At 43.2% G+C, this 23306-nt stretch carries 19 protein-coding genes; 16 read left to right on the forward strand and 3 right to left on the reverse strand.

Annotated elements, in window-relative coordinates; all coding sequences use genetic code 11:
* The first annotated feature begins 18 nt into the window (after positions 1–18).
* The 7 genes from serC to AC58CZ_RS10130 all read left to right on the forward strand — a co-directional run bounded on the left by serC (position 19) and on the right by AC58CZ_RS10130 (position 9673).
* A complete protein-coding gene (gene serC / locus AC58CZ_RS10100; RefSeq protein WP_494224804.1) occupies positions 19–1155 on the forward strand; it encodes a 3-phosphoserine/phosphohydroxythreonine transaminase in 1137 nt (378 codons plus the stop codon).
* Between the two features lie 295 nt (positions 1156–1450).
* Positions 1451–3283 carry an ABC transporter substrate-binding protein gene (locus AC58CZ_RS10105; protein WP_494224823.1) on the forward strand — a complete coding sequence of 611 codons (1833 nt, stop codon included), beginning with the start codon at positions 1451–1453 and terminating at the stop codon, positions 3281–3283.
* 145 nt (positions 3284–3428) lie between these two features.
* Positions 3429–4208: a hydroxyacylglutathione hydrolase gene (gloB, locus tag AC58CZ_RS10110; protein WP_494224803.1), complete on the forward strand. Its 780-nt coding sequence runs from the start codon at positions 3429–3431 to the stop codon at positions 4206–4208.
* Positions 4209–4309: 101 nt separating this feature from the next.
* Positions 4310–5380 carry a microcin C ABC transporter permease YejB gene (gene yejB, locus AC58CZ_RS10115; RefSeq protein WP_093070793.1) on the forward strand — a complete coding sequence of 357 codons (1071 nt, stop codon included), beginning with the start codon at positions 4310–4312 and terminating at the stop codon, positions 5378–5380.
* Positions 5380–6501: a microcin C ABC transporter permease gene (locus tag AC58CZ_RS10120; RefSeq protein ID WP_494224802.1), complete on the forward strand. Its 1122-nt coding sequence runs from the start codon at positions 5380–5382 to the stop codon at positions 6499–6501. The genes yejB and AC58CZ_RS10120 overlap by 1 nt, the downstream gene beginning before the upstream one ends.
* A 16-nt stretch (positions 6502–6517) precedes the next feature.
* Positions 6518–8185, forward strand: coding sequence for a dipeptide ABC transporter ATP-binding protein (locus AC58CZ_RS10125; protein ID WP_494224822.1), 1668 nt, complete (start codon positions 6518–6520; stop codon positions 8183–8185).
* Between the two features lie 183 nt (positions 8186–8368).
* Positions 8369–9673 carry an iron-containing alcohol dehydrogenase gene (locus AC58CZ_RS10130; protein ID WP_494224801.1) on the forward strand — a complete coding sequence of 435 codons (1305 nt, stop codon included), beginning with the start codon at positions 8369–8371 and terminating at the stop codon, positions 9671–9673.
* Positions 9674–10167: 494 nt separating this feature from the next.
* Here AC58CZ_RS10130 and folE read toward each other — a convergent pair whose 3' ends face one another.
* Entirely contained in the window at positions 10168–10764 is a 597-nt protein-coding gene (gene folE / locus AC58CZ_RS10135; RefSeq protein WP_494224800.1) for a GTP cyclohydrolase I FolE, read from the reverse strand.
* Positions 10765–11159: 395 nt separating this feature from the next.
* Here folE and AC58CZ_RS10140 point away from each other — a divergent pair, with 395 nt between their 5' ends.
* Both AC58CZ_RS10140 and AC58CZ_RS10145 read left to right on the forward strand, forming a co-directional pair.
* On the forward strand, positions 11160–11969 hold the full coding sequence (locus tag AC58CZ_RS10140; protein ID WP_165596971.1) for an enoyl-ACP reductase FabI: 810 nt from the start codon (positions 11160–11162) through the stop codon (positions 11967–11969).
* A gap of 135 nt (positions 11970–12104) precedes the next feature.
* Positions 12105–12803 (forward strand): DUF1275 family protein, encoded by a 699-nt coding sequence (locus AC58CZ_RS10145; protein WP_494224799.1) that lies wholly within the window; start codon positions 12105–12107, stop codon positions 12801–12803.
* A gap of 64 nt (positions 12804–12867) precedes the next feature.
* Here AC58CZ_RS10145 and AC58CZ_RS10150 read toward each other — a convergent pair whose 3' ends face one another.
* Positions 12868–13032, reverse strand: a complete 165-nt coding sequence (locus tag AC58CZ_RS10150; protein ID WP_167669405.1) for a hypothetical protein — start codon at positions 13030–13032, stop codon at positions 12868–12870.
* A 390-nt stretch (positions 13033–13422) separates the two neighbouring features.
* Between AC58CZ_RS10150 and AC58CZ_RS10155 the strand changes: the two genes are divergently transcribed.
* The 7 genes from AC58CZ_RS10155 to AC58CZ_RS10185 all read left to right on the forward strand — a co-directional run bounded on the left by AC58CZ_RS10155 (position 13423) and on the right by AC58CZ_RS10185 (position 22806).
* Complete coding sequence (locus AC58CZ_RS10155; RefSeq protein ID WP_494224798.1) at positions 13423–14844, forward strand: DASS family sodium-coupled anion symporter; 1422 nt, start codon at positions 13423–13425, stop codon at positions 14842–14844.
* Between the two features lie 128 nt (positions 14845–14972).
* Positions 14973–15194: a metallophosphoesterase gene (locus AC58CZ_RS10160; RefSeq protein WP_494224797.1), complete on the forward strand. Its 222-nt coding sequence runs from the start codon at positions 14973–14975 to the stop codon at positions 15192–15194.
* A 36-nt stretch (positions 15195–15230) separates the two neighbouring features.
* The gene (locus tag AC58CZ_RS10165; protein WP_494224796.1) at positions 15231–15773 is read left to right on the forward strand and encodes a metallophosphoesterase family protein; all 543 of its coding nucleotides are present in this window, start codon (positions 15231–15233) and stop codon (positions 15771–15773) included.
* A 68-nt stretch (positions 15774–15841) separates the two neighbouring features.
* The gene (locus tag AC58CZ_RS10170; RefSeq protein ID WP_494224795.1) at positions 15842–16429 is read left to right on the forward strand and encodes a DUF1543 domain-containing protein; all 588 of its coding nucleotides are present in this window, start codon (positions 15842–15844) and stop codon (positions 16427–16429) included.
* Position 16430: 1 nt separating this feature from the next.
* Positions 16431–16748: a hypothetical protein gene (locus AC58CZ_RS10175; protein WP_494224794.1), complete on the forward strand. Its 318-nt coding sequence runs from the start codon at positions 16431–16433 to the stop codon at positions 16746–16748.
* Between the two features lie 234 nt (positions 16749–16982).
* A complete protein-coding gene (hrpA, locus tag AC58CZ_RS10180; RefSeq protein WP_494224793.1) occupies positions 16983–21200 on the forward strand; it encodes an ATP-dependent RNA helicase HrpA in 4218 nt (1405 codons plus the stop codon).
* A 190-nt stretch (positions 21201–21390) separates the two neighbouring features.
* The gene (locus AC58CZ_RS10185) at positions 21391–22806 is read left to right on the forward strand and encodes a hypothetical protein (RefSeq protein WP_494224792.1); all 1416 of its coding nucleotides are present in this window, start codon (positions 21391–21393) and stop codon (positions 22804–22806) included.
* Between the two features lie 138 nt (positions 22807–22944).
* Here the strand turns inward: AC58CZ_RS10185 and AC58CZ_RS10190 are convergent, their stop codons facing one another.
* Positions 22945–23274 carry a hypothetical protein gene (locus AC58CZ_RS10190; protein ID WP_058024686.1) on the reverse strand — a complete coding sequence of 110 codons (330 nt, stop codon included), beginning with the start codon at positions 23272–23274 and terminating at the stop codon, positions 22945–22947.
* Positions 23275–23306: the final 32 nt, after the last annotated feature.

Consider the following 23306-nt stretch of genomic DNA (forward strand, 5'->3'; position numbering starts at 1 on the left):
ATACCTAGGACTGTGATTATGTCTATAACCCAAACATCTACACCCACTGCTAATAATAGTACCCCGCATCGTCTGCCAAACTTCTGTGCTGGCCCTGCCACGATGCCAACATCCGTATTGGAGCGTGCTCAGAGCGAATTGCTCGACTGGCAAGGTCGCGGCCTATCGGTCATGGAAGTCAGTCACCGTAGTAAAGAATACATGGCGATTACTGACAAAGCAGAAGCTAAGCTACGCACGCTTATGGAGATACCAGATAACTATAAAGTGCTGTTTTTACAAGGCGGCGCTAGCTTGCAGTTTTCTGCCATTCCATTGAACCTGCTCAATGGTGGACGCGGCGATTATTTGACGACTGGTGCATGGTCAGGTAAGGCGATTAAAGAAGCCCAGCGCTATGAAGCACTTGGTCTGGGTAAGATTAACTTGGTCGCGACTGGCAAAGAGGACAACTTTACGACTGTACCTGCCCAAAGTGAGTGGAATATGAGTGACGATGCCGCTTATTTTCACTACTGTGCCAACGAGACTATCCATGGTCTACAGATATTTGAGCCGCCACAAGTAGACGCGCCAATCATTGCCGATATGTCATCTTGTATCTTGTCACAGCCGATAGACGTGTCTAAATTTGGTATGATCTACGCGGGCGCACAGAAAAACATCGGTCCTGCAGGTTTGGTCATTGCAATCATCCGTGATGATCTGTTGGGGCAGGCAAGTGAGTGGTGTCCTATGCTACTGAACTATGAGCACCAAGCAGACAAAGAGTCTATGTCTAACACGCCAGCGACGTACTCTTGGTACTTAGCAGGACTGGTGTTTGATTGGTTGGAAGAGCAGGGCGGTGTGGCTGCTATTGGCAAAATCAACCAGCAAAAAGCCGATTTACTTTATAAGACAATCGATGAGAGCAGTTTTTATAACAACCCAGTCGATCCTCAGTATCGCTCTATCATGAACGTGCCATTTACTTTAGCAGACAGCAGCCTTGATAAAGTGTTCTTAGAAGAGTCAGAAAAAGCTGGCTTGTTAAATCTAAAAGGTCATCGTGACGTAGGCGGTATGCGAGCCAGTATTTACAACGCTGTACCACTTGAGTGGGTACAGCAATTAGTCGACTTTATGATTGCGTTTGAAAAAAAGCATGCATAAGTCATAATAGCCTTTAAAATAAAAGACGCTGCTTTTACAAGTTGCGTCTTTTTTTATGAGTATATTTGTCGATGCGCAATTTTAGTAAAAAGCGTTCAATATCTGCCGCCATTACATCTAATACCAATGATGTCGTACTGATGGATGTCGCACTGATGCCGCGTAACATGGCAAACCATTAGGTTAAAAAACCTAAGTTTGTTATGATAAAATTTTGCTATAACACTATTTTGCCGTCAGCTCTTAATTTTTGATACTCGCATTGGTTAGCATAGAGGTTTGTTATAACGTTATGATGAAAAAAAATGCCCTGCTAAAAGCTGTTTTGCTAGCCATCACCGTCAGCTGGATACCGAGCAGTATTGCGGCACCTATCACAACGACAGCGCTTGGGCACAATAGCCCGACTGAGTATATTAATGCACCTTATATGCCCTATGCCAATCCAAAAGCGCCGTCAGGCGGTACGCTGTCGCTAGATACCCGCGGTACGTTCAACAGTGCTAATAAATGGATGACGACGGGTGTGGCGATGATTGGTACGGATTATCTATATGATACTTTGATGACGGGCTCATTAAATGAAGCGTTTACCATGTATCCACAGCTGGCCAGCAAGGTAACCTATGATCCAGACGATACGAGCTGGATTATCTATCACATCAATCCTGCCGCCCGTTTTTGGGATGGAACGCCTGTGACCAGTCATGATGTCAAAGCGACTTTTGATGCAATATTGAATAAAGGCCCCATGTCTATTCGTAGCTATCTGGCTGATATCAAGGACATTCAAATTATTGACGAGCAGCAAGTAAAATTTGTCTTTGCCTCTGCTGAGAACAAAGAAATCCTACTGACGGTTGGTCAATTTCCTGTTTTTGCAAAATCCTCAATTGAGGCTGATTTTGAAAAGATCAGCCTGACACCCTTGATGGGTAGTGGGCCTTATAAGCTGGGACGCGTCGATGCGGGGCGTTCGGTGAGCTACATACGTGATCCCAATTACTGGGGTCGTGATTTGATGGTCAATCGTGGTCGTTACAATTTTGACATGATTAAGTTCGTTTATTATCAAAGCGATGAGATTGCCTTTGAAGGATTTAAATCTGGTCAGTACCGCTTTCGCCCCGAAAACAAAGCATCAAATTGGGTGAGTGGTTATGATTTTCCTGCAGTGAAAACAGGTCTTATCAAAAAAGAGACCATAACCAGTCAAAACCCAGTGCCCATGCAGGCATTGGTGATGAATTTGCGCCGCCCAATCTTTCAGGACATTCGAGTGCGCCAAGCCCTAACGGCTGCTTATGATTTTGAATGGATGAATAAGACATTATTTCATGGACAGTACGAACGTTTGCAGAGCTTCTTTCACGGGTCGGAGCTTGCGGCAACTGGTACACCGTCTAGTGAAGAGATGCAGGTGTTAACGCCTTTATTGTCTGATCTTGAACCGATTCAGCGTAAAGCCGTCTTAGCAGAATGGCAGCTACCCACCAGTGATGGCAATGGCTTTAATCGACAAGGATTACTAAAAGCGCGGCAGTTATTGCTAGATGCTGGATTTTATTATGATGATATGAAGCTATATCAGCCGAATGGTCAGTCCGCCCAAATTGAGATTTTGATGACAGGCGAGACCATGGGCCGTGTCTTGTTGCCTTATATTCGTAATTTAAAACGCTTAGGGTTTGAGGCAACCTTGCGCCAAGTGGATGGGCCGCAATATTATGAGCGAACGCGCCGTTTTGATTATGATATGGTCGTCGATGTGTTTGCCCAAAGTCTATCGCCTGGTGCTGAGCAGGCTGCATTTTGGGGTAGTGCGGCGGCTGATGAGCCTGGCAATCACAATAGTGCTGGTATCAAAAATGCAGCCGTCGATGAGGTGGTTGCTAATCTTGGTAATGCCAAAAATCGTGACGAAATTGTGTTATATACGCAGGTGCTTGATCGGTTGTTGCGAGCGGGTCACTATGTCGTACCATTGTATGGTAAGTCTGGCACTAACGTTGCTTATTGGGACCAATACCGTCATACAGACACATTACCGACCAACGCCGTCGGCATCGATTACTGGTGGGTGGACAAAGAAGCAGAAGGACGCATCAACAAATATTTGAAGCAGTAAGCAGTACCTTTTGACAGGATCTGGTCTAGTAATAGCTGACTGCCAAACGTATAGGCTGTTACCACGCAGTAAAAGCGAGAAGTAAAATCAAAACGAAATAATTCAAAATAACGAGTAAAAAAATAACTACTGGTAAGGATTTGACATGAGTATCCGTATTCACCCCATTAAAGCGTTTAATGATAATTATATTTGGACCTTAATTAATGAAAATAATAAGCAGGCGATCGTCATTGATCCAGGTCAAGCCCAGCCGGTTATCGATTATCTAGAGACGCATGGACTAGAGCTAACCTCGATTTGGACCACGCATCATCATCATGATCATATTGGTGGTGTCGCAGAATTGCAGGAGTCGTATCCGATGACCCATCTGGTTGCGCATAGTGAGCATGGGGTTGATGAGGATCAAACCATTAAAGATGGCAGCACGGTGAGTGCATGGGGCTGCTCTGCACAAGTCTGGGACGTCTCAGGACACACCGCCAGCCACATGGCCTATATCTTAGATATTGATGGGCAAAAACATTGTTTCTGCGGGGATACGTTGTTTAGTGCAGGTTGTGGACGTGTCTTTACGGGTACGATTGAGCAATTGCATGATAGTTTTAAGCGTTTGAACGGCTTGCCTGATGAGACACTACTGTATCCTGCGCACGAGTATACGGCTAGTAACCTACGCTTTGGATTGTCTATCGAGCCTGACAACGAGGCAATGCAACAAGCACTAGCGCAAGCTGAGGCACAAACGGCACAAGGTGCGCCGACACTGCCAGTGACGCTAGAGCATGAGCGTGCGATAAACGTGTTTTTGCGTACCCAAGAGCCAAGTGTGATTGCAGGGGTTAAATCAAAAGTAACTATCGACGATGATAACTCTTTGATGGTATTTGCAGCGTTACGCGAGCTGAAAAACAATTTTTAATGCAAGCTTTTAATACATAGATATATTTGTGTAGACCTTTAGCACGAAAGAATATACTGCTGTCGTCATCGCCCTCTCTCTTTATTTAGGAAGTCGCCATTATGGGTCGTTATATCTTAAAAAGACTCCTACTGATATTACCGACACTATTTTTGATATTGCTTGCCAACTTTGTAATCGTACAAGCGGCACCAGGCGGACCTGTTGAGCAGCAGCTTGCCCTTATTGAGCAGGGGTCAAAAGACAACGCACTTGGTGGTAATATTGGCGCGGGCAGTGCAGGTGGCAATGACAGCACTTATCAAGGAACGCGCGGTCTCTCTGAGGAAATGGTCGCTGCTATTAATGCTCAATATGGCTTTGATAAATCCGCTCCAGAGCGATTTTGGCTTATGTTAAAGAACTACGCTCAGCTAGATTTTGGTGAGTCGTTTTTTAAAGGACAGTCGGTGACCGATCTCATTATAGAGAAGCTACCAGTCTCGATATCGCTTGGTCTTTGGAGTACGCTACTCATTTATCTGATCGCCATTCCTTTAGGGGTGTATAAAGCGATGCATCATGGCTCAGGCATTGATAAATTCACTGCCATGCTGCTGGCTATTGGACATGCGATACCTGTGTTTGTCTTTGCAGTTATTTTATTGGTATTTTTCGCAGGTGGCACCTATTGGAATATTTTCCCGCTACAAGGGCTCACGTCCGAAAATTTTGACCAGCTCAGCGCGCTTGGTAAGGTGAAAGATTACTTTTGGCATTTGGCACTACCGCTGCTAGCCAGTACCGTAGGTGGTTTTGCGGGCTTGACGTATCTGACCAAATTTAGCTTTTTAGAAGAGTTGGGCAAGCAGTATGTATTGACCGCTCGCGCAAAGGGACTGGGTGAGGGTCAGGTGTTGTATGGTCATGTATTTCGCAATGCTATGTTAATTATCATCGCAGGTATCCCAGCCGCTATCGTTGGTATTTTCTTTGCCGGTAACTTTTTGATTGAGATCATCTTTAAACTAGATGGGTTGGGTTTGTTAGGTTTTGAGGCCATTCAACAACGCGACTATCCAGTGATATTTGGCACGCTATTTATCTTCACCTTAGTGGGGCTGCTACTGCAATTAATCAGCGACTTAAGCTATCACTTAATTGATCCCCGTATTGATTTTGAGGGGCGCTAATGTCAAATAATCAATCTTCATCAAAGAGCAGTACTATTAATAGCGAATCAGATAAAGCGCCAAAGCCTGAGCACAATCCTCAGGTAGCGCTACCGAAAAAGCAGCGCTTAAACCCCATTTGGCAAGCGCGTTTAAATCGCTTTCGCCAAAATCGTCTTGGGGTAATATCACTGTTTGTTTTTGCAGTGATATTTGTCATTTGCATGGCAGCTAACGTCATTGCCAATGACAAACCTTTACTGGTGCAATATCAAGGCGATTATTATTTTCCGGTATTAAAGGCCTATCCTGAAACGACATTTGGCGGTGTATTTGAGACCGAAACCAATTATAAAGATCCTGCAGTGCAGTCGCTGATTGATGAGCAAGGGTTTTATATAATGCCGCCTATTCCGTTTGCTGATCAGACACCCAATGTCGAGCTTGGTCTGCCTTATCCAGCGGCTCCAAACGCTCAGAACTGGCTTGGCACTGATGATATGGGTCGCGATGTGCTCGCAAGGATACTTTATGGTATGCGCGTCTCATTGTTGTTTGGTCTGGCGCTGACGCTCGCTGGTGCTCTCATCGGTATTATTGTCGGTGCAATACAAGGCTATTATGGCGGCTGGGTAGATCTGGCAGGGCAGCGCTTTATGGAAGTATGGGGCGGTATGCCTCAGCTATTTATGATTATTATTTTGGTCAGTCTGTTTAGTCCCAGTATTATCATGCTATTTGCCATGATGCTGTTATTTGGTTGGATGGGGCTGGTCGGTTTGGTAAGAGCAGAGTTCTTACGTGCCCGTAATTTTGACTATGTGCGTGCCGCGCGTAATCTCGGTGTGTCTGATAGCCAAATCATGCTCAGGCATATTTTACCCAATGCGTTAGCCTCAAGCTTGTCGCAGCTACCGTTTATCTTAACGGCCAATATCATTGCGTTGACCGCGCTGGACTTTTTGGGTTATGGGTTGCCGCCTGGCTCGCCGTCTTTGGGTGAGCTGATGGTACAAGGAAAAAATAACCTTGATGCCCCTTGGCTGGCTTTGTCAGGGTTTTTTAGTTTGACCTTTATTTTGTCATTGCTCATCTTCGTCGGCGAAGCACTGCGTGATGCGTTTGATCCGAGGCGCTCTTGATATGACCGATAATATTATGGCTACCGAGCAATACAACGCGCCAAATGAAAATCTTAATCGCGCGCAAGACAAGCTCATGCTGACAGTAGATAGCCTAAGTATCACAACTGCTACAGGCATCCAGCTGGTCGATGCGCTGTCTTATGAGCTAAGACAAGGGCAAACTCTGGCTATCGTTGGTGAGTCAGGATCTGGCAAATCGATTGCCAGTCTTGCGTTACTAGGTCTGCTACCAGAGAATTTGACGATTAGGGGTGAGGTTCAGCTGGCAAGTACAGCAGGCATGTCTCAACTACCGATAGCGAATGACAAATCGCGTAATGCCGCATTACGTGCTATTCGTGGGCAGCGGATCGGTATGGTATTTCAAGAGCCGATGACAGCGCTGAATCCGCTACATACCGTTGCAAAACAAATCGCTGAATCACTGCGTTTAAGCGGCGTACCCAAAAAGCAATGGCGAGACACCAGCATTGCCTTGCTAAATGATGTCAATATCACGGATCCCGCTGACAAGTTGAATCGTTATCCACATGAGTTGTCAGGTGGTCAGCGTCAGCGAGTAATGATTGCGATGGCATTGGCTCAGCAGCCTGATATCTTGATCGCTGATGAGCCAACCACCGCACTTGATGTGACATTACAGCATGAGATTTTGGCACTACTGAATGATCTTAAATACCAGCATAATATGGCGATGATATTAATCAGCCATGATCTCAATCTGGTCAGGCGCTATAGTGATGAGGTTATCGTGATGCGCCAAGGTCAGACGATTGAGCAGGGTCAAACGTCGGCGGTATTTGATCAACCCAAGGCAGATTATACTCGCACGCTCATTCAGCAAGACTTCGGTCAAGCGCTACAGCCAGTAGCAGATCATGCAGATGGACCATCAACTGTATTAAAAGTGAGCAATCTCAACGTACAATTCTCAATCGAAAAAAGTCTATTTGGGAGTACAAAACGTTGGTTTGATGCGGTCAAAGCTGTTGATATGACCTTGCAAAAAGGACAGGCATTAGGGATCGTCGGTGAGTCTGGATCTGGCAAAACCACCATTGCACTGGCGCTGAGTCAGCTGCTTGGCAATCAAGCACGAGTGCATGGACAAATAGTGGTGAATGGGCAAGATATCTCAGCACTGTCCAAAAAAGCGCTACGTAACTTTCGCTCGCAGATTCAAATGGTGTTTCAAGACCCTTTTGCCAGTATCAACCCTCGTATGACGGTCATGCAAATTGTGGAAGAAGGACTGTTGGTACAAGGCGTGGATAAAGACGCGCGTCAGCAGGCGGTGATGGAGAGTTTGGCTACCGTCCATTTACCTTTAGCATTCGCGCAGCGTTATCCGCATGAGCTGTCCGGCGGTCAACGTCAACGCGTGGCATTGGCGCGCGCACTCATCATGAAACCGAGCCTACTTATATTGGACGAGCCTACCTCTGCGCTTGACAGTACCACGCAGGTAACGGTGGTCAGTTTATTGCGTGAAATTCAACAAAAGCTGCAAATAAGTTATGTCTTTATCAGTCATGATCTCAAAGTAGTACGCGCACTATGTCAGCATATTATGGTACTAAAACAAGGGGCATGCGTGGAGTCTGGGCTCACAGAAGATATCTTTAGCCAGCCACAGCATCCGTATGCCAAGCAGTTATTAAAGGCGAGCAGTACACAATAATAGCGACATACCAAAAAAGGCAGTGGTACAATCATGCTAGACAGTGGTTTGCTTTATTCAAACATCCTTGCTGTACATATACTTATCTACTCTGCTATTGGCAAACGTCGTTTAGCCTTTATCAACTAGCTCAAACTATTGTTATCGCGGTTAAAATCATCATTAAAAAGGATTTTTGTACCCATGAAAAAACAAAACAGTATTACTAAATTAGTAAAGAATAACAGCTTGCAGTATGCTGGTTATTTGGCAGTGGCTAAGACACGCGCTAAAGTGCTAAAAGCAGTCTCTTACGTGATACCTATCAGAAGACCGATGTTGTTTGTCGGTGAGGCTGCCTGTAATGAGCTATGCGACATGCTCATCAACGAAGGCAATACCAATGTCTTTATCGTCACTGATGCCGTGCTAAACAAACTCGGTATCCCTGCAAAAGTCACTGATTATCTAGATGCAAAAAATATCAGCTATCATGTCTATGATGGCATTACACCAGACCCTACTTTTAACGTAGTCAAAGAAGGACTGCGCCAATCTATAGCAGCAAATTGCGACGCTATTATCGCCATCGGCGGCGGTTCAGTGATCGATGCTGCCAAAATGATCGCTATGTCTCAAGGCAATAAATGCAAGCCTCAGCAACTGATTGGTATTCTTAAAGCAAGAAAACCCTCCGCGCCATTATATTGCGTGCCGACGACTGCCGGTACTGGCTCAGAGGCAACCCTTGGTGCAGTGATATCTGATGATAAAACACACCAAAAAGCATTGTCTATTGATCCAAGAATGGTGCCGCTCGCCGCAGCGATTGACCCCATTATCATGAAAGGTATGCCAGCACACATCACCGCTGATACGGGTATTGATGTATTGACCCATGCATTAGAAGCATGGATGAGTGCCAATGCCAGCGTGGAAACGGACTACTATGCAGCCTCTGCCGTCAAATCTGTCATGCATTATCTACCATTAGCTTACAAAGATGGTGGCAATCTAAAAGCAAGAGAAGAGATGGGAATTGCCGCCCATTATGGTGGTATCGCCTTTAACAAAGCGGGCTTGGGTTATGTGCATGCCATTGCTCACCAATTAGGTGCCTACTATAGCATTCCTCATGGTCGTGCTAATGCGATTGTGTTGCCTTATGTGCTTGATGTTAATCGTAAAGCAAGCAAGCAGAGACTGGCCGCACTGGCAAAAAGAACGGGTATGGTAGCAGACGGCCAAGCTGGTCATGGTGATAAAGAAATAGCAGATCATCTCATCGTACAAGTCAGAGCGCTTATCGCAAATTTAAATATTGATCCGACCGTTAGCGGTATGCAGGCCAGTGATTTTGATGATATTGCAAAAGCAGCAGCAAAAGAAGTCAGTGATACTTATGCCGTACCAACCTATCTCTCAGCAGCTGAAATTAAGGAAATTTTAACGAAAATTAAGCAAGTAAGTGATGAGAGTGCTGATAAAGACACTCAGAAAGCATCATAGCATTGTACTTGTACTGATAGACTTATGATAGACAAAAAAAGCCTATGACTCTTTTGAGGATAGGCTTTTTTAACACGTTTAAAACAATATAAGATATTGAAATAAAATAGTTTATCTCTATATGTTAACCATCCTAAAGCCTGTGTCATGATCAAATCATCTTGTAATTTATCTTGTGCTACGACTTAATTAATAAAAAATAACTTAATAAATTGTAAGTATATAACAATACAGGAATGTTTTATTGATACATAAGCGTTACGATAGTCAAATGATATTATGTTTGGGAGATTTTTATGAATCGCATATTATCGTCTACAATGATTGGCCTGGTTATCGTAACAATCATTGCAAGACTCTGGCGTATACGGCAAAGACTATGAGCTTGATTTGCTAAAACTTGAAATCTTACTTTGTATAGCTAAAACAAAAAGGACGCATTAGCGTCCTTTTTTTGTCTTACTTTCAAGCGTTTAGAGTAGATTTACAAGTGTTTAAAACGCCAGTTGGCGCTTAGGGACGGCACCCAAAAACTCATTACGAGCTTGATTGTTGTGTTGATACTCACCAAGCATCGCGGTACTACGCGTGGTTGAATGCTGTTTGCTGACACCGCGCATCATCATACACATGTGCGAGGCATCCATGACTACCGCCACGCCGCGACAGCCAGTAACATCCATGATGGTTTGTGCAATCTGTTCACTCAGGTTTTCTTGTATTTGTAGACGACGAGCAAACATATCGACAATACGGGCAAACTTCGACAGCCCCAGTACTTGACCATCAGGCAGGTAGCCAATATGAGCCACACCATGGAACGGTAGCATATGATGCTCGCACAGTGAATAAAACTCAATGTTCTGTACCAGTACTAGCTCACGATTGGCTGATGGAAAGACAGCATCATTGACCACTTCATCTATGCTTTGATGATAGCCTTTGGTTAAGTGAGCAAAAGCCTTTGCCGCACGTACAGGCGTGTCTAATAAACCAGGACGATTCAAGTCTTCGCCAGTCGAACCAATCAGTTGGCGATAGGATTCGGTACTTTCTTTATAATCTGGGGTTATTATTGGGGTGTTACTCATAAGTTTGGCAGCCATCCAAAATGTGGGTGTAGCTTAACGTTGAATCCTATCATGTCAGGATTCTTATAAAATTGTGCAAGCTGGGAAGGGCTGTGATTATACTCGAAATCTGCTGAACTTCATACTGCTGTGGTGAGTAGTTCAGAGTTTAGTCATTACAGGGCTGTCAGAGATACAATTAGAACGGTGACCATGATGATATTTCATTAGTATTATTGAGATACTAATGATAGTAACCAAGTACAGTTTACGACTGTTTACTTAAATGAATTCGTGTATAATTCGTGTATAATAAGTCATCTTTTGATTTGCATCATTTCATGACGCGTCACTTTCTAATTACTCTAAATAAACCTATATTCTAAATCATCTCGATTGATTCAAAAGGAAATCTTATGCTATTGCAAGGACAACGATTTGTCGTAACTGGCATCGCAAGTAAACTCTCTATCGCTTGGGCTATTGCAGAAGCGCTACACCGCGAAGGCGCCTCACTGATCCTGACTTATCCGAATGATAAAATCAAAAAGCGTGTGGACATGGCTGCCGAACAGTTCGAAGCGGATTTGGTGCTAGAGTGTGATGTCGCCTCTGATGAGTCGATTGCTGCTTGTTTTGAGCAAGTAACTGCGCATTGGGGTGATGGTATTGATGGTGTGGTACACGCCATTGGTTTTGCCCCAATGGATCAGCTAGATGGTGACTTTGTCAATGCTACTACGCGTGAAGGCAGCCACATAGCACATGATATCTCTAGCTACAGCTTTGTGGCATTGGCAAAAGCAGCTCGTGAGTTGCTTGCAATGCGTCATGGTTCTATGCTGACATTAACTTATGAAGGCAGTATCTCAGTATTGCCAAACTACAATGTCATGGGTATGGCAAAAGCCAGTCTTGAAGCCAGCGTGCGCTACTTAGCGACTTCTATGGGCGGCGAAGGTATCCGTGTCAATGCGATCTCAGCAGGTCCAATTCGCACGCTAGCTGCTAGTGGCATCAAATCATTCCGTAAAATGCTCGATATCAGCGAAAAAATCGCACCACTACAACGTAATGTCAATCAGATGGAAGTAGGTAACGCAGCACTATTCCTATTATCTCCGTGGGCATCTGGTATCACGGGTGAGATCATGTTTGTTGATGCAGGTTTTAATACCGTCGCTATCAGTGAGCAGTTGATGATGCTGGATGAGCCAGCGCAATAATCATTTAAGTATTTTTTGCGTTGATGGTCATTACCAATGATTCACTCAGCTATTGAAATTGAAAAGGCAGCCAATTGGCTGCCTTTTCTCGTTATACTATGGGTCTTTTTGGCAGTAGACCTTTAGGTGACAAATATGATAACCAAGTTACCAAAGTGGATATTGTGGGGTGGGGCAGTATTGGCATTTAGCGCCGGCTGCGTGAATACAACCGCATTGATGGGATTTGCCAATTTATCAGTCTCGCATGTCACCGGTAACGTTAGCTTATTTGCTGCAGCTATCGCTTACTCAGATTCTCATAGTATTTTGTATATCGGTGCGCTACTATTGTCTTTTTTGTCAGGGGCAATATTAAGCGGTTTTGTCATTGGGCAGACATCCTTAACACTAGGCCGTCGTTACGGGCGTGCGCTATATTTTGAAGCAGCATTACTAATAGCTGCCTACTGGTTATATCAGCAGCATGACTATCTCGGACAATTGGCAGCAGCGATGGCCTGCGGATTACAAAACGCGATGGTAGCCACTTATAGTGGAGCAGTTATTCGCACAACTCATTTGACAGGACTGACATCCGATATGGGTGCAGCAATCGGTAACTGGCTTGCGGGTCGCTCCATTAGTAAGCCGACATTGGGCTTTCAGGCCGTTATCTGGTATTGCTTCTGCGGTGGCAGTACAGTGGGGGCTTTTTTGTTTGCCAAAGTTGGCTATGATGCGTTGTTTGTACCCATCGCAATCGTTCTAACAGCAGCATTTATATATAACTATGTCTCCAATCACTTGCCAGAACAAAGAGAAACAAAACTAAAAAAGCGCTCATCATCATGACAAGCGCTTCTTATTTTTGCTGTTAATACTAGATAACTGGCTTTATCTGCCGTTCTGCCATCTTTTATTTTGCGCCTTCTTCTTGATGATCTTCATGCTCATGCATACCTTGCATCATATCTAACGCTGAGTCGTCAGTACGCTGTTGATCTTCTTTGGCCAGACTATCTTGATTGATGTCTTTTGGCGCCATTTTTGTGGTTGCATCGGTTTTATTTGCATCTGTCATAGTGTCATTCCTCTTGTTTTTATTGATGATTATCTATCTAACCCTAAAATTATGTGGTATCGGTTTTTACTTGTATAGCCCCAAATGATGAATGTTTGAATGCTTTATGTAATTTTTATCAACCAAGGCGTCCATTCAAAGCAGTGAGAACAAAGTAGTGAGAGAGCTACTATTGAAAAATCTCACAAAGTCGAGAGGTGATTATCATTAACGAATCAAACAGACATCCTAAAAAAACAAAATTAATCAAAATGTATTCATATATAAGTTATTCTGATATGATATTTTCGCGCGTAATGTTCGCTATATGAATATCATGATGTCTTAAAATAAGTGTGTGTTGCAATAATTTTGACTTCATACTCACTTTGGATGCGATAAGGATAATTTATGTCAGAGAAAAAGCTGGATAGCCATATTCCTGATGATGGTAACGAGTATTTATTTACGGATACATTCCCAAAGGGAACGGGAAAAGGATTGATCGTGGTCGCCATTGCGGCAATCATTAGTTTTATTATTTACAGTGTATTGCCATTTGAGGTCAGTGCTAACAAAGGGCTAGCAATGCTGTTTTTTATCGGCGTGCTATGGCTCACTGAGGCGATACACGTCACAATCACTGCGATCTTGGTGGTTGTGGTTGGGACATTAATTGGCATTCCTGATTTTAATGCTGAAGTCGGTCTGCAAAGCTTTGCCAGTCCCATTATTTATCTCTTCTTTGGTGGTTTTGCCTTGGCGGCCGCGTTACATGTACAAAAGCTTGATAGAAAGATTGCGCTAAAAATTCTTTCGTTATCAGGTGGTAAGCTAAGTACCGCTGTACTATTGATTTTTGGCGTGACTGCGTTTTTGTCAATGTGGATCTCAAATACGGCGACAACGGCAATGATGCTACCGCTTGCTCTCGGTATTTTGACGCAAGTGGACAGTAAAGAAGATCGCGGTACATTTGTGTTTGTACTGCTCGGTATTGCGTATTCAGCAAGTCTCGGTGGTTTGGGTACGATTGTCGGCTCGCCACCAAATGCGATCGCCGCAAAAGCGTTGGATATCGCGTTTGTTGATTGGATGAAATTTGGTATTCCAATGATGCTGATACTATTGCCAGTATTGTTGGGCGCGATGTACCTATTTCTAAAGCCTAATCTAAACCGCACGATGACCTTGCAACAGGATGAAACTATTCATTGGACCAAGCCGCGCGTATTGACAATTGCTGTTTTTATTATAACAGCGGTGAGCTGGATATTGTCTAAGCAAATTGGTGCTGCAGTTGGTATCGAAGATACAGATGCCGTTGTTGCATTGCTTGCAGCAGTGGCGGTCGTGAGTCTGGGGCTGGTGTCTTGGAAACAAGTATCAGACAACACGGATTGGGGTGTATTGATGTTATTTGGTGGCGGTATTGCGCTATCAAATATTCTAAAAGTATCAGGTGCGTCATTAGTACTGGGTGAGACGGTTGCTAATGGCTTACAAACCGCGCCACTATTGGTTGTGATGCTTGCAATCTCAGCTTTTATTATTTTCTTGACAGAGTTTGCATCAAACACGGCATCAGCTGCGCTCTTAGTCCCTGTATTTGCGGCAATTGCCGAGCACATGGGTATACCGAGCGAAGTATTGGTTCTCATTATTGGTATCGGTGCATCTTGTGCCTTTATGCTACCAGTTGCCACGCCGCCAAACGCTATCGTATTTGGTACAGGTTTGATCAAGCAAACAGAGATGGTACGTACAGGTGTCATCCTTAATATTATCTCTACTGTTATCGTTGGCTGTTGGGCGTATTTCTTCCTACTATAAGTCTAACGAACCATTAGCATTACCATGATAAATAATACCTGATGTCCCAATATTAATGAGGCATCAGGTTTTTATTTTTTATACTCTCTTAATTTATTACATTATAACTTATGGGGATAATAGACATTATGACGACATTCAATAATAAAAATTGCATTACAATCGCTGCTATTTCAGATATTCATAGTAATGTCTTCGCGCTTGACGCTGTGCTTGCTGATATCAAAAAGCGCGATGTCAATCAAATCGTCAATCTTGGTGATATTTTATATGGGCCGATAGCGCCTAAGGCGACCTATGAATTACTAATGGCCCATCGAGATGATATTGTTACCATTCGGGGTAATTAAGATAGGCAGATTTATGAGGCGCTGAATTTATCAACCATGGGAGAAGTCGCTGATAACCCAACGATGGATTTTATTGTCAGTGATCTTTCCAAAGGCGCGATTGAATGGATGCGCGCTTTACCGTTTGATTGTCATTTAAGTGAGGATGTTTATCTTTGTCATGGGACGCCAACTGATGACATGGTATATTTGCTTGAAGATATCGCAACAGGCGCACCGACAGTACGTAGCGACTCGAACATTTTATCATTATTAAATGGTATGGCCAGCCCTGTCATTATCTGTGGACATACGCATATTCCGCGCACGGTGACACTATCGTCAGGGCAAATGGTTATTAATAGTGGCAGTGTGGGTTATCCCGCCTACGAAGATAATTTGCCCATTCTTCATAAGATGCAAACGTATTCGCCTCATGCCAGCTACGCGCTTATAACCTGTATAGAAACGGCGCAAGGTAAATGCTGGCAGACTGAGCATATTAAGGTCGCTTATGATCATGAAGCAGCAGCAGAACTGGCGCTCAAAAATGGACGTAGAGATTGGGCATTTGCTTTAAAAACAGGGCGGGTATTGTAATAAGACGCGCTCGATATTATGTTCAATTAAAATTAGCTACAATGAAAAATTTATAAGGACTGCGTTACATGTTAACTTTATATATGGCTCAACTTGGTGGCCGTCCCAAAGGTCGCCTGATTGAACAGCATGACATCTTTTTTGGTGTGGCCAATCACGTCAGCGAGCTGGTAGAGGATATCAATCAGCATTGGCCAGAAGTCAAAAACAAATGGCACATTGATTCGTATCGAGCGATTACTAAAGTTGATGGCTATGCGATCAAATTGGTTGAAACAGCTAAGCAAATCACAAAAGGTGCTGATTTAAAGCTGTTTTTTATAAATTTGGGCGGCTATCAGCAGGGCAGTTTTGAAGAGTTTCATTATAAATTGCTTATTGTCGCCACCAGTAAGGCACAAGCCATTAAGCAAGCCAAGCAAAGCGAGTTTTATAAACAGTTCACTTTTAAAGATGATGCATCGCCGTTCGACGCCGCTTCACATATTGATGATAAGTTTGAAGTAGATATAGACGATATCTATAACGTGAATGATCTGCTCTCAAATGCTCAGCTGTTGATTGAGCTTATCGTTGATGCAGGCGGTGTCGATATCAAAGAAGATAAAGAATACGTGGGTTATCTGAGTATTAAAAATCTAAGGAAATTATCCTAATATGTCACTAGATATGTATTATAAAAGTGGTCTAATCCGCAAAGCGCGCTGTCAGATATCTGATGATATGCTGCCCATCCTTTATCAGATTCACGATAACGCAAAATTTCCACGATTAACGTGGTTAATTGACAATATTTATGAAAACCCGCAGATTCGTCCTGACATAGCGAAAGAGTTAGCTAATGAGATGTTAGGGTTTGAAAAATTGATACTGTCACTACATCTTCCTTTTCCTAGGCTGGCACTGCAAGAAATGCATACCTTTTTTGTGGGGGCTGCGACTCACCAACAGGTTATTTATACTGTTAGTCATTAGTTTTCTCATTTAGACCATTTCTATGCCTTTATTGATGTGAAATTTAATATTTATGGTCTAAGTGTGTCTTGATTTAATATTGATTATTAGATAGAGGCGTTATCGTCCTCATAGCCATAGAAAAAACTTCAGCTTTGCAACTAAGCATCATACAAGCATCATAACTACCTTGAATCACCCTGCATTTGCCTCCATAATCTAACCACTTATACATAATAAATAGCCTAAGCAAATATGTCTGATACTTTTGAAAATACCAGTCTAAAAACATCTACCGTAGATGAAACTAACATTGCAAAGCGACCAGCGGAATTACTGAGTGATTTACCAGTACTTGCTAAAGATAGCTATTACTTAAGCCGTCTCGAACGAGAGCTGGCGCGCGCTGCGGTGTTCAAAAATAAAAAATCTAATCATGATTCTGAGCAAAAAAACAATCACGACGAGGTCCTTACCAAGAAGCGTGCCCAATACGACAAGATAAAAACGCGCTCTCAAAAAGCAGTGCAGGCACGTATTGATAGCATCCCAAGTGACTTACCTGCCAAATTAAATCTTGACCTGCCTGTTAGTCAACGCGCAGAAGATCTGGTACAAGCGATCATTGATAATCAGGTCATTATCGTGGCGGGTGAGACAGGTTCGGGTAAAACCACACAGTTGCCTAAGCTTGCCATGCTGGCAGGACGCGGTATTACCGGACAGATAGGGCATACGCAACCAAGGCGATTGGCGGCTCGTAGCGTTGCAAACCGTATTGCCGAAGAGCTGGGTGAGCCTTTGGGTAATACGGTTAGTTTTAAGATTCGCTTTAATGAGCAAGGCTCAGCGCAATCTGTAGTCAAGCTGATGACCGATGGTATTTTGCTGGCTGAGCTGGGTCACGATCGTTTTTTGAGTAAATACGATACGATTATTATTGATGAAGCGCATGAGCGTAGTTTAAACATCGATTTTATTATGGGTTATCTGAAAAAAATGCTACCCAAGCGCCCAGATTTAAAAGTCATTATCACTTCAGCGACCCTCGATACCACGCGCTTTAGTGAGTACTTTAGTCATTATGATGCCAAGCTAAAACGGCAAGTTCCTGCACCTATCTTTAACGTCGAAGGGCGTAGTTTTCCAGTAGAAGTGCGTTATCGTCCGCTGACCGATGAGCCAGTAAACAGCTCAGAAGATGACAGCTATGATGATTTTGAAGAGAACCTGCCGCGTGCGGTGGTTGCTGCTGTCGAGGAGTGTTTTAGCGACGCGCAAAATAAAGGCCATGCTGATCAGGCTGATATCTTGATATTTGCTGCGACCGAGGCGGAAATTCGTGAAATGCAAGAAGTGCTTGAGCGCCATGGTCCACGTCATACCGAAGTGTTGCCACTGTTTGCACGGCAGACGTATGAAGAGCAGCAGCGTATCTTTCAGCCATCAGGTCGAGGTCGACGAATTGTCATTGCGACCAACGTTGCAGAGACGGCATTGACGGTGCCGGGTATTCGCTATGTGATTGACTTGGGGTTTGCGCGTATTTCGCGCTACTCGTATCGCTCACGTGTACAGCGTCTACCGATTGAGGCGATTTCGCAAGCGGCTGCCAACCAGCGTAAAGGTCGTTGTGGCCGTGTCGCGCCAGGTGTCTGCATTCGCCTATATTCTGAGGAGGACTTCAACGGTCGTCCTGAATTTACTGAGCCTGAGATTCTACGTACCAATTTGGCATCCGTGATATTACAGATGGCAAATCTGCGTTTAGGTAGTGTCGATGACTTTGAATTTATTGAGCCGCCTGATAGCCGATTGGTTACGGATGGTCATAAATTGCTTGATGAGCTGGGGGCAATCACTTCCAAAAAGGACATCGCTGCTCAGGATAAAACCAATAAGCCAAAACGTCAAAAAGGACTCGATCACCTGCGCTTGACCGCGACAGGTCAGAAAATGGCACGTATGCCAATCGATCCAAGGCTGGCACGTATGCTGGTGGCTGGTTCTGACTTTGATTGTATTCGTGAAATGCTGATTGTCGTGGCTGCGCTCGCTGTGCAAGATCCTCGTGAGCGCCCTGCCAACAAGCGTACGCAAGCGGATCAAAAGCATGCAGTCTTCCGTCAAGATGATTCAGATTTCTTGTTTTATTTGAGTCTATGGAAGGCACTGTTTGAAAAAGACGAAGACGGCAATAAACTGTCTGGTAATCAGCGTAAGCAGTTTGTGAAAAAGAACTATCTGAGCTTCCCGCGTGTTCGTGAATGGCATCAAACGCATCGTCAACTGCTACAAATGGTGACAGATCTTAAGCTGATAGATACCAGTGATGCACAAGCATCCGATAAAAATGTCGCTAAGAATGACCCAACCTCGATTGAAGATGAAGAACTAAAAGCCGTCAAATATGCCAATTTGCATAGAGCATTATTGACGGGTCTATTGTCTATTATTGCGCATAAAACCGAAAGTCGCGGTGAGTATTTGGCGGCGCGTCAGCAAAAAGCCAAGATATTCCCAGCGAGTACGGTGTTCAAACAAATCCCGCCTTGGGTCATGGCTTTTGAGATGGTTGAAACCTCGCAAGTTTTCATGCGTACCGTTGCCAAAATCGAACCCGAGTGGATTATTTCAGCGGCAGGGGATTTGCTTAAATATCACTACTTTGAACCACATTGGTCCAAGAAAACAGGACGGGTCAAAGCTTACGCGCAGATCAGCCTATTTGGTCTGATTATCATCAGCAAACAGCTGACCAATTATGAGCAAGTAAACTTGGCTGAATCACGAGAGATTTTCATTCGTGATGGTCTGGTGACTGGTAACTTCGGTCGTAATGCGCCATTTTTACAGCACAATATGGACAAGATTGCCCATGTTGAGCGCATCGAAGACAAGCTACGTCGCCGAGATCTATTGGTTGATGAAGAGACGCTATATCAGTTCTATGACAAAAAGATTCCCGAGCACGTCGCCAGTCGCAAAACGTTTGAAGACTGGCGCGCAGAGGTAGAGAAAAACGATGCTAAGTATCTGTTTTTTACCGATGAAGACGTACTTACTAGCCAAGCACCGACCACGGGCGATTTCCCAGAAGTATGGAAGCTGGGTGATCTAAAACTGCCACTGCGTTACGTCTTTGATCCAGCAAGTGATGATGATGGCGTGACCATACGCGTACCGCTTGCTGCATTACCACAGCTCGACGCCATTGAGCTACTATGGGGTGTACCTGGTTGGCGCTACGAGCTGGTATTGCAGTTGCTCAAATCATTGCCAAAAGATATCCGTCGTCAGATCGTCCCGATACCTGATACCGCAGATAATTTGTTTGATGAGTTGCAGCAGCAAGGTGGACAAGGGCTGTTAAAACAGCTGTGCCAAGCGCTCAATCGCCGCGGTATTATGTCGGTGACGCCAGAGAGCTTTAGCCCTTCCACGATTGATCGTTATCTGCAGCCACAAATCTGTGTGGTCGATGACAAAAACCGCATTATCGAAAAAGGTCGTGATCTACAAACGCTACAGATTCGTCATGCCTCTGAGACCAGTCAAGCGGTGAATGAGCAACAAGGCGCGCATACTGAATTCCCTGAGCATTTTGCCTTTAGCAAAAATCATCATAGTGCAGGCGTGGTTATGAAGCAGTTTGCGGCGCTCGTGGCTGATGAAGCAGGCGAAGCGGTATCGATCCATCAGTACACCGATGTCAATGCCGCACTACAAGCGCATCGTATCGGCGTATTAACCTTAATTAAAGGGAAGCTTGGCGCAAAGAAAAAACAGCTCACCAGTCAAGTGGATAAAATATTCAAACTGGCATTTGCACCGCTTGGTGATATGGAAAAGCTAAAAACAATCGTCATTGATGCTACATTGGATGCTACGCTTGAAGAGCATTATGTGTTATTTGATCATACCGAGAGCCTGCCTGAGAGCGCTGACGATATCGCAGTTGGATTGAGCGAGGAGTTACCGTTTACGCCTGAGGAGTATGCACAGACGCTAGAAGTTGTGTTAAATAACTTCTTATTGACCGGTCAAAGCGTCATAAAAACGCTGAAAAATGTTTATACGCGCTGGCAGCGTATTCGCCAGAGTCTGTTGATGTTAGACCGCGAGATATTTGGGGAATCTATCGATGATATCGAAGATCAATTAGAAGATTTGTATTTGGCTGATTTTGTTTACCGCATGGATTATAGCCATTGGCAGCAGTATCCACGTTATCTTGAGGCACTAGAGATTCGCTTAGAGCGTCTTGAGCATAATTTGGATGCCGACCTCGACGGTGTCTACGCGCTTGACTTGCATATGGAGCGGTTAGCAGGGCGTGCGGACAAAGAAGCCATTAGCGAATATCGCTGGATGGTGGAGGAGTATCGTATCCAGCTATTTGCTCAGCCGATGAAAACTCGTGTGGCAGTTTCGCCCAAGCGTCTTAGTAAAATGTGGGATAAGGTGAGTTAAAATATTACTAGTTTTTCAGGGTGGATTAGCAAACTCATAACCTGTCGATCTTGAATGCCGTGTCTTTTGGAGCTAATCCAGCTATAGGTTTGATATTAGCGTTTACATCAAATTATTAAAGATATTTATCGTTATTTGGATTGTGCTATTGGGCAATAATCAACAACACAGTGGTTGTTCTGGATAATAAATGAACATTAACGAACTATATAAGTATCAAAATACATATTTAGAAATTCTTGAGGAACTTTTTAGTAGCCTTGTAGGTAAAGATGCAATATTTTTTCACTCTTTCGATGAAGTTCTACAATTCAGCAAGAATAATTTAGAGAGGTTTAGTGGGATCTCAAATCCTTATGTTGATTTTTTTGACAAACTTACTAGCTTATATTCTAAAAATGGAACAGAGGTTTATAAATTTGCTCAAGAGCTCAATACTTGTAAGTTAGTATTGGGAGGTAGTTCACGTTTTTATGGCAGTCACCTGAATGCTACAAGGAGTTCATTGTTATTTGCTGATACAGTTTTAATTCCTGATCCAATATTACCGTACTTAGAAAGAGAGCGAATTGAGGAGAGGTTTCAGTATATTCCTGTACTTAAAGCTGTATTTTTTATCCTTCAGCTAAGGACACTTAATAGTTTTCAATTTGATATTTTACCTTTTATTATATTTCCTAGTTGGGAAAAATCGTTAGAATCTAAAGACGCATATACTCAGCAACAAACAAAACAGCTTCTTACTGATATTTTTTCATACTATGTAGATGATGGAATTCAGGTTTTAGAAGATGCTCATCAATTTAGTCAGAGTCATAAAGATATTTTTTTTAGAAAAGTACAAGAGAATAGATTGTTCGTTGCCCCAGGAGAAAAACCAGGAGGTAAACTTCAAGGCTCAATAGAACATTATAAAAAAGAAATGAAAATTTGGCGAAGTGAAGAATGGTGCAAGAAACACTTAAATATTTCTGAAAGTCAGTTAATTATAAATGCTATATGTGAGCGAATAATTCCACAGTATCATTTACTAGAAAATTCTATTGAGCTAAACAGCAATCCTTTGCTATGTATTGATAGTCAAGCACATTATTATCAACTAGTGAGTTCAATGAAAAATAGCTTCATTACTGAAATAAATAATGAAGATAGAAAAACAAATGCAATAATTAAAGCGTTAGTAAGTCCACGCATGGATTTTTTAGCTAACATTCCATACGATCAAATGATTAATATACGACAATCTAATGAGAATGTTTTGTTTAGGAAAGAATTAAGAGGACTTGTAAATAGCTTACCTTCTACTAAGCTAGAAGACTTAAATATAGTTGCTGGAGAAGTTTGTACCTATATTGAAGCTTTAGTTAGTCAACATCGCAAAGAGATAGAAGGTATTAGGAGTAAGTATAAAGCTAAACACATTCATACGGCTGGTATTGGTTATGCTAGTTTAGCAGTAACAATGTCACCTATGTTAGCTCCTTTAGTAGGTCTTGGTTTGATACCTACAGGTGGCAAATATATTATGGATAAACTGCAAGAAAGAAATGAGTTGAAAAAAGTTTCTAACTCGTTAATGGGCGTTATATCTCTGGCTAAAAAATGATATTGGCTGTATAAAGAAAAATTATTAATATAGTTAACTAAAAACTTTACTGCTATAAAAGTTATCACGATAATTAAACCTACTTAAATAAAAAGCCAGATCAGCAATTGCTACTCCGGCCTTTTATTTAAGTAGGTTTTAATGACTCATCTTTTCTGTGAGCACGCCCATACTATAAAGCATGAACGCAATCACTGTCAGTGCTACGATAAATGGTGTCAGTATCCAAATCACCACGTTAATCAGAATTGACGGCAGCAATCCATTAAATAGATCGAGATCTGGGGTAAAAAAATCTATCATCACATCCACTGCACGCTTGGCAATGGGGAAGAGTAGAGTGCTGAGGGCCAGCATATAGATATATTTGCTAAAGCCTGGGTCACTCATGACGACCATAAAATAGAACACTGAAAAAAAAGTGATACCTAGCGCCCAGCATTTGAGAGTGTAGCTTAAACGAATCATGTCATTTCCTCCCCCAAGCTTTTCGATAAATG

The organism is Psychrobacter sp. CR212 (genome assembly GCF_059693765.1).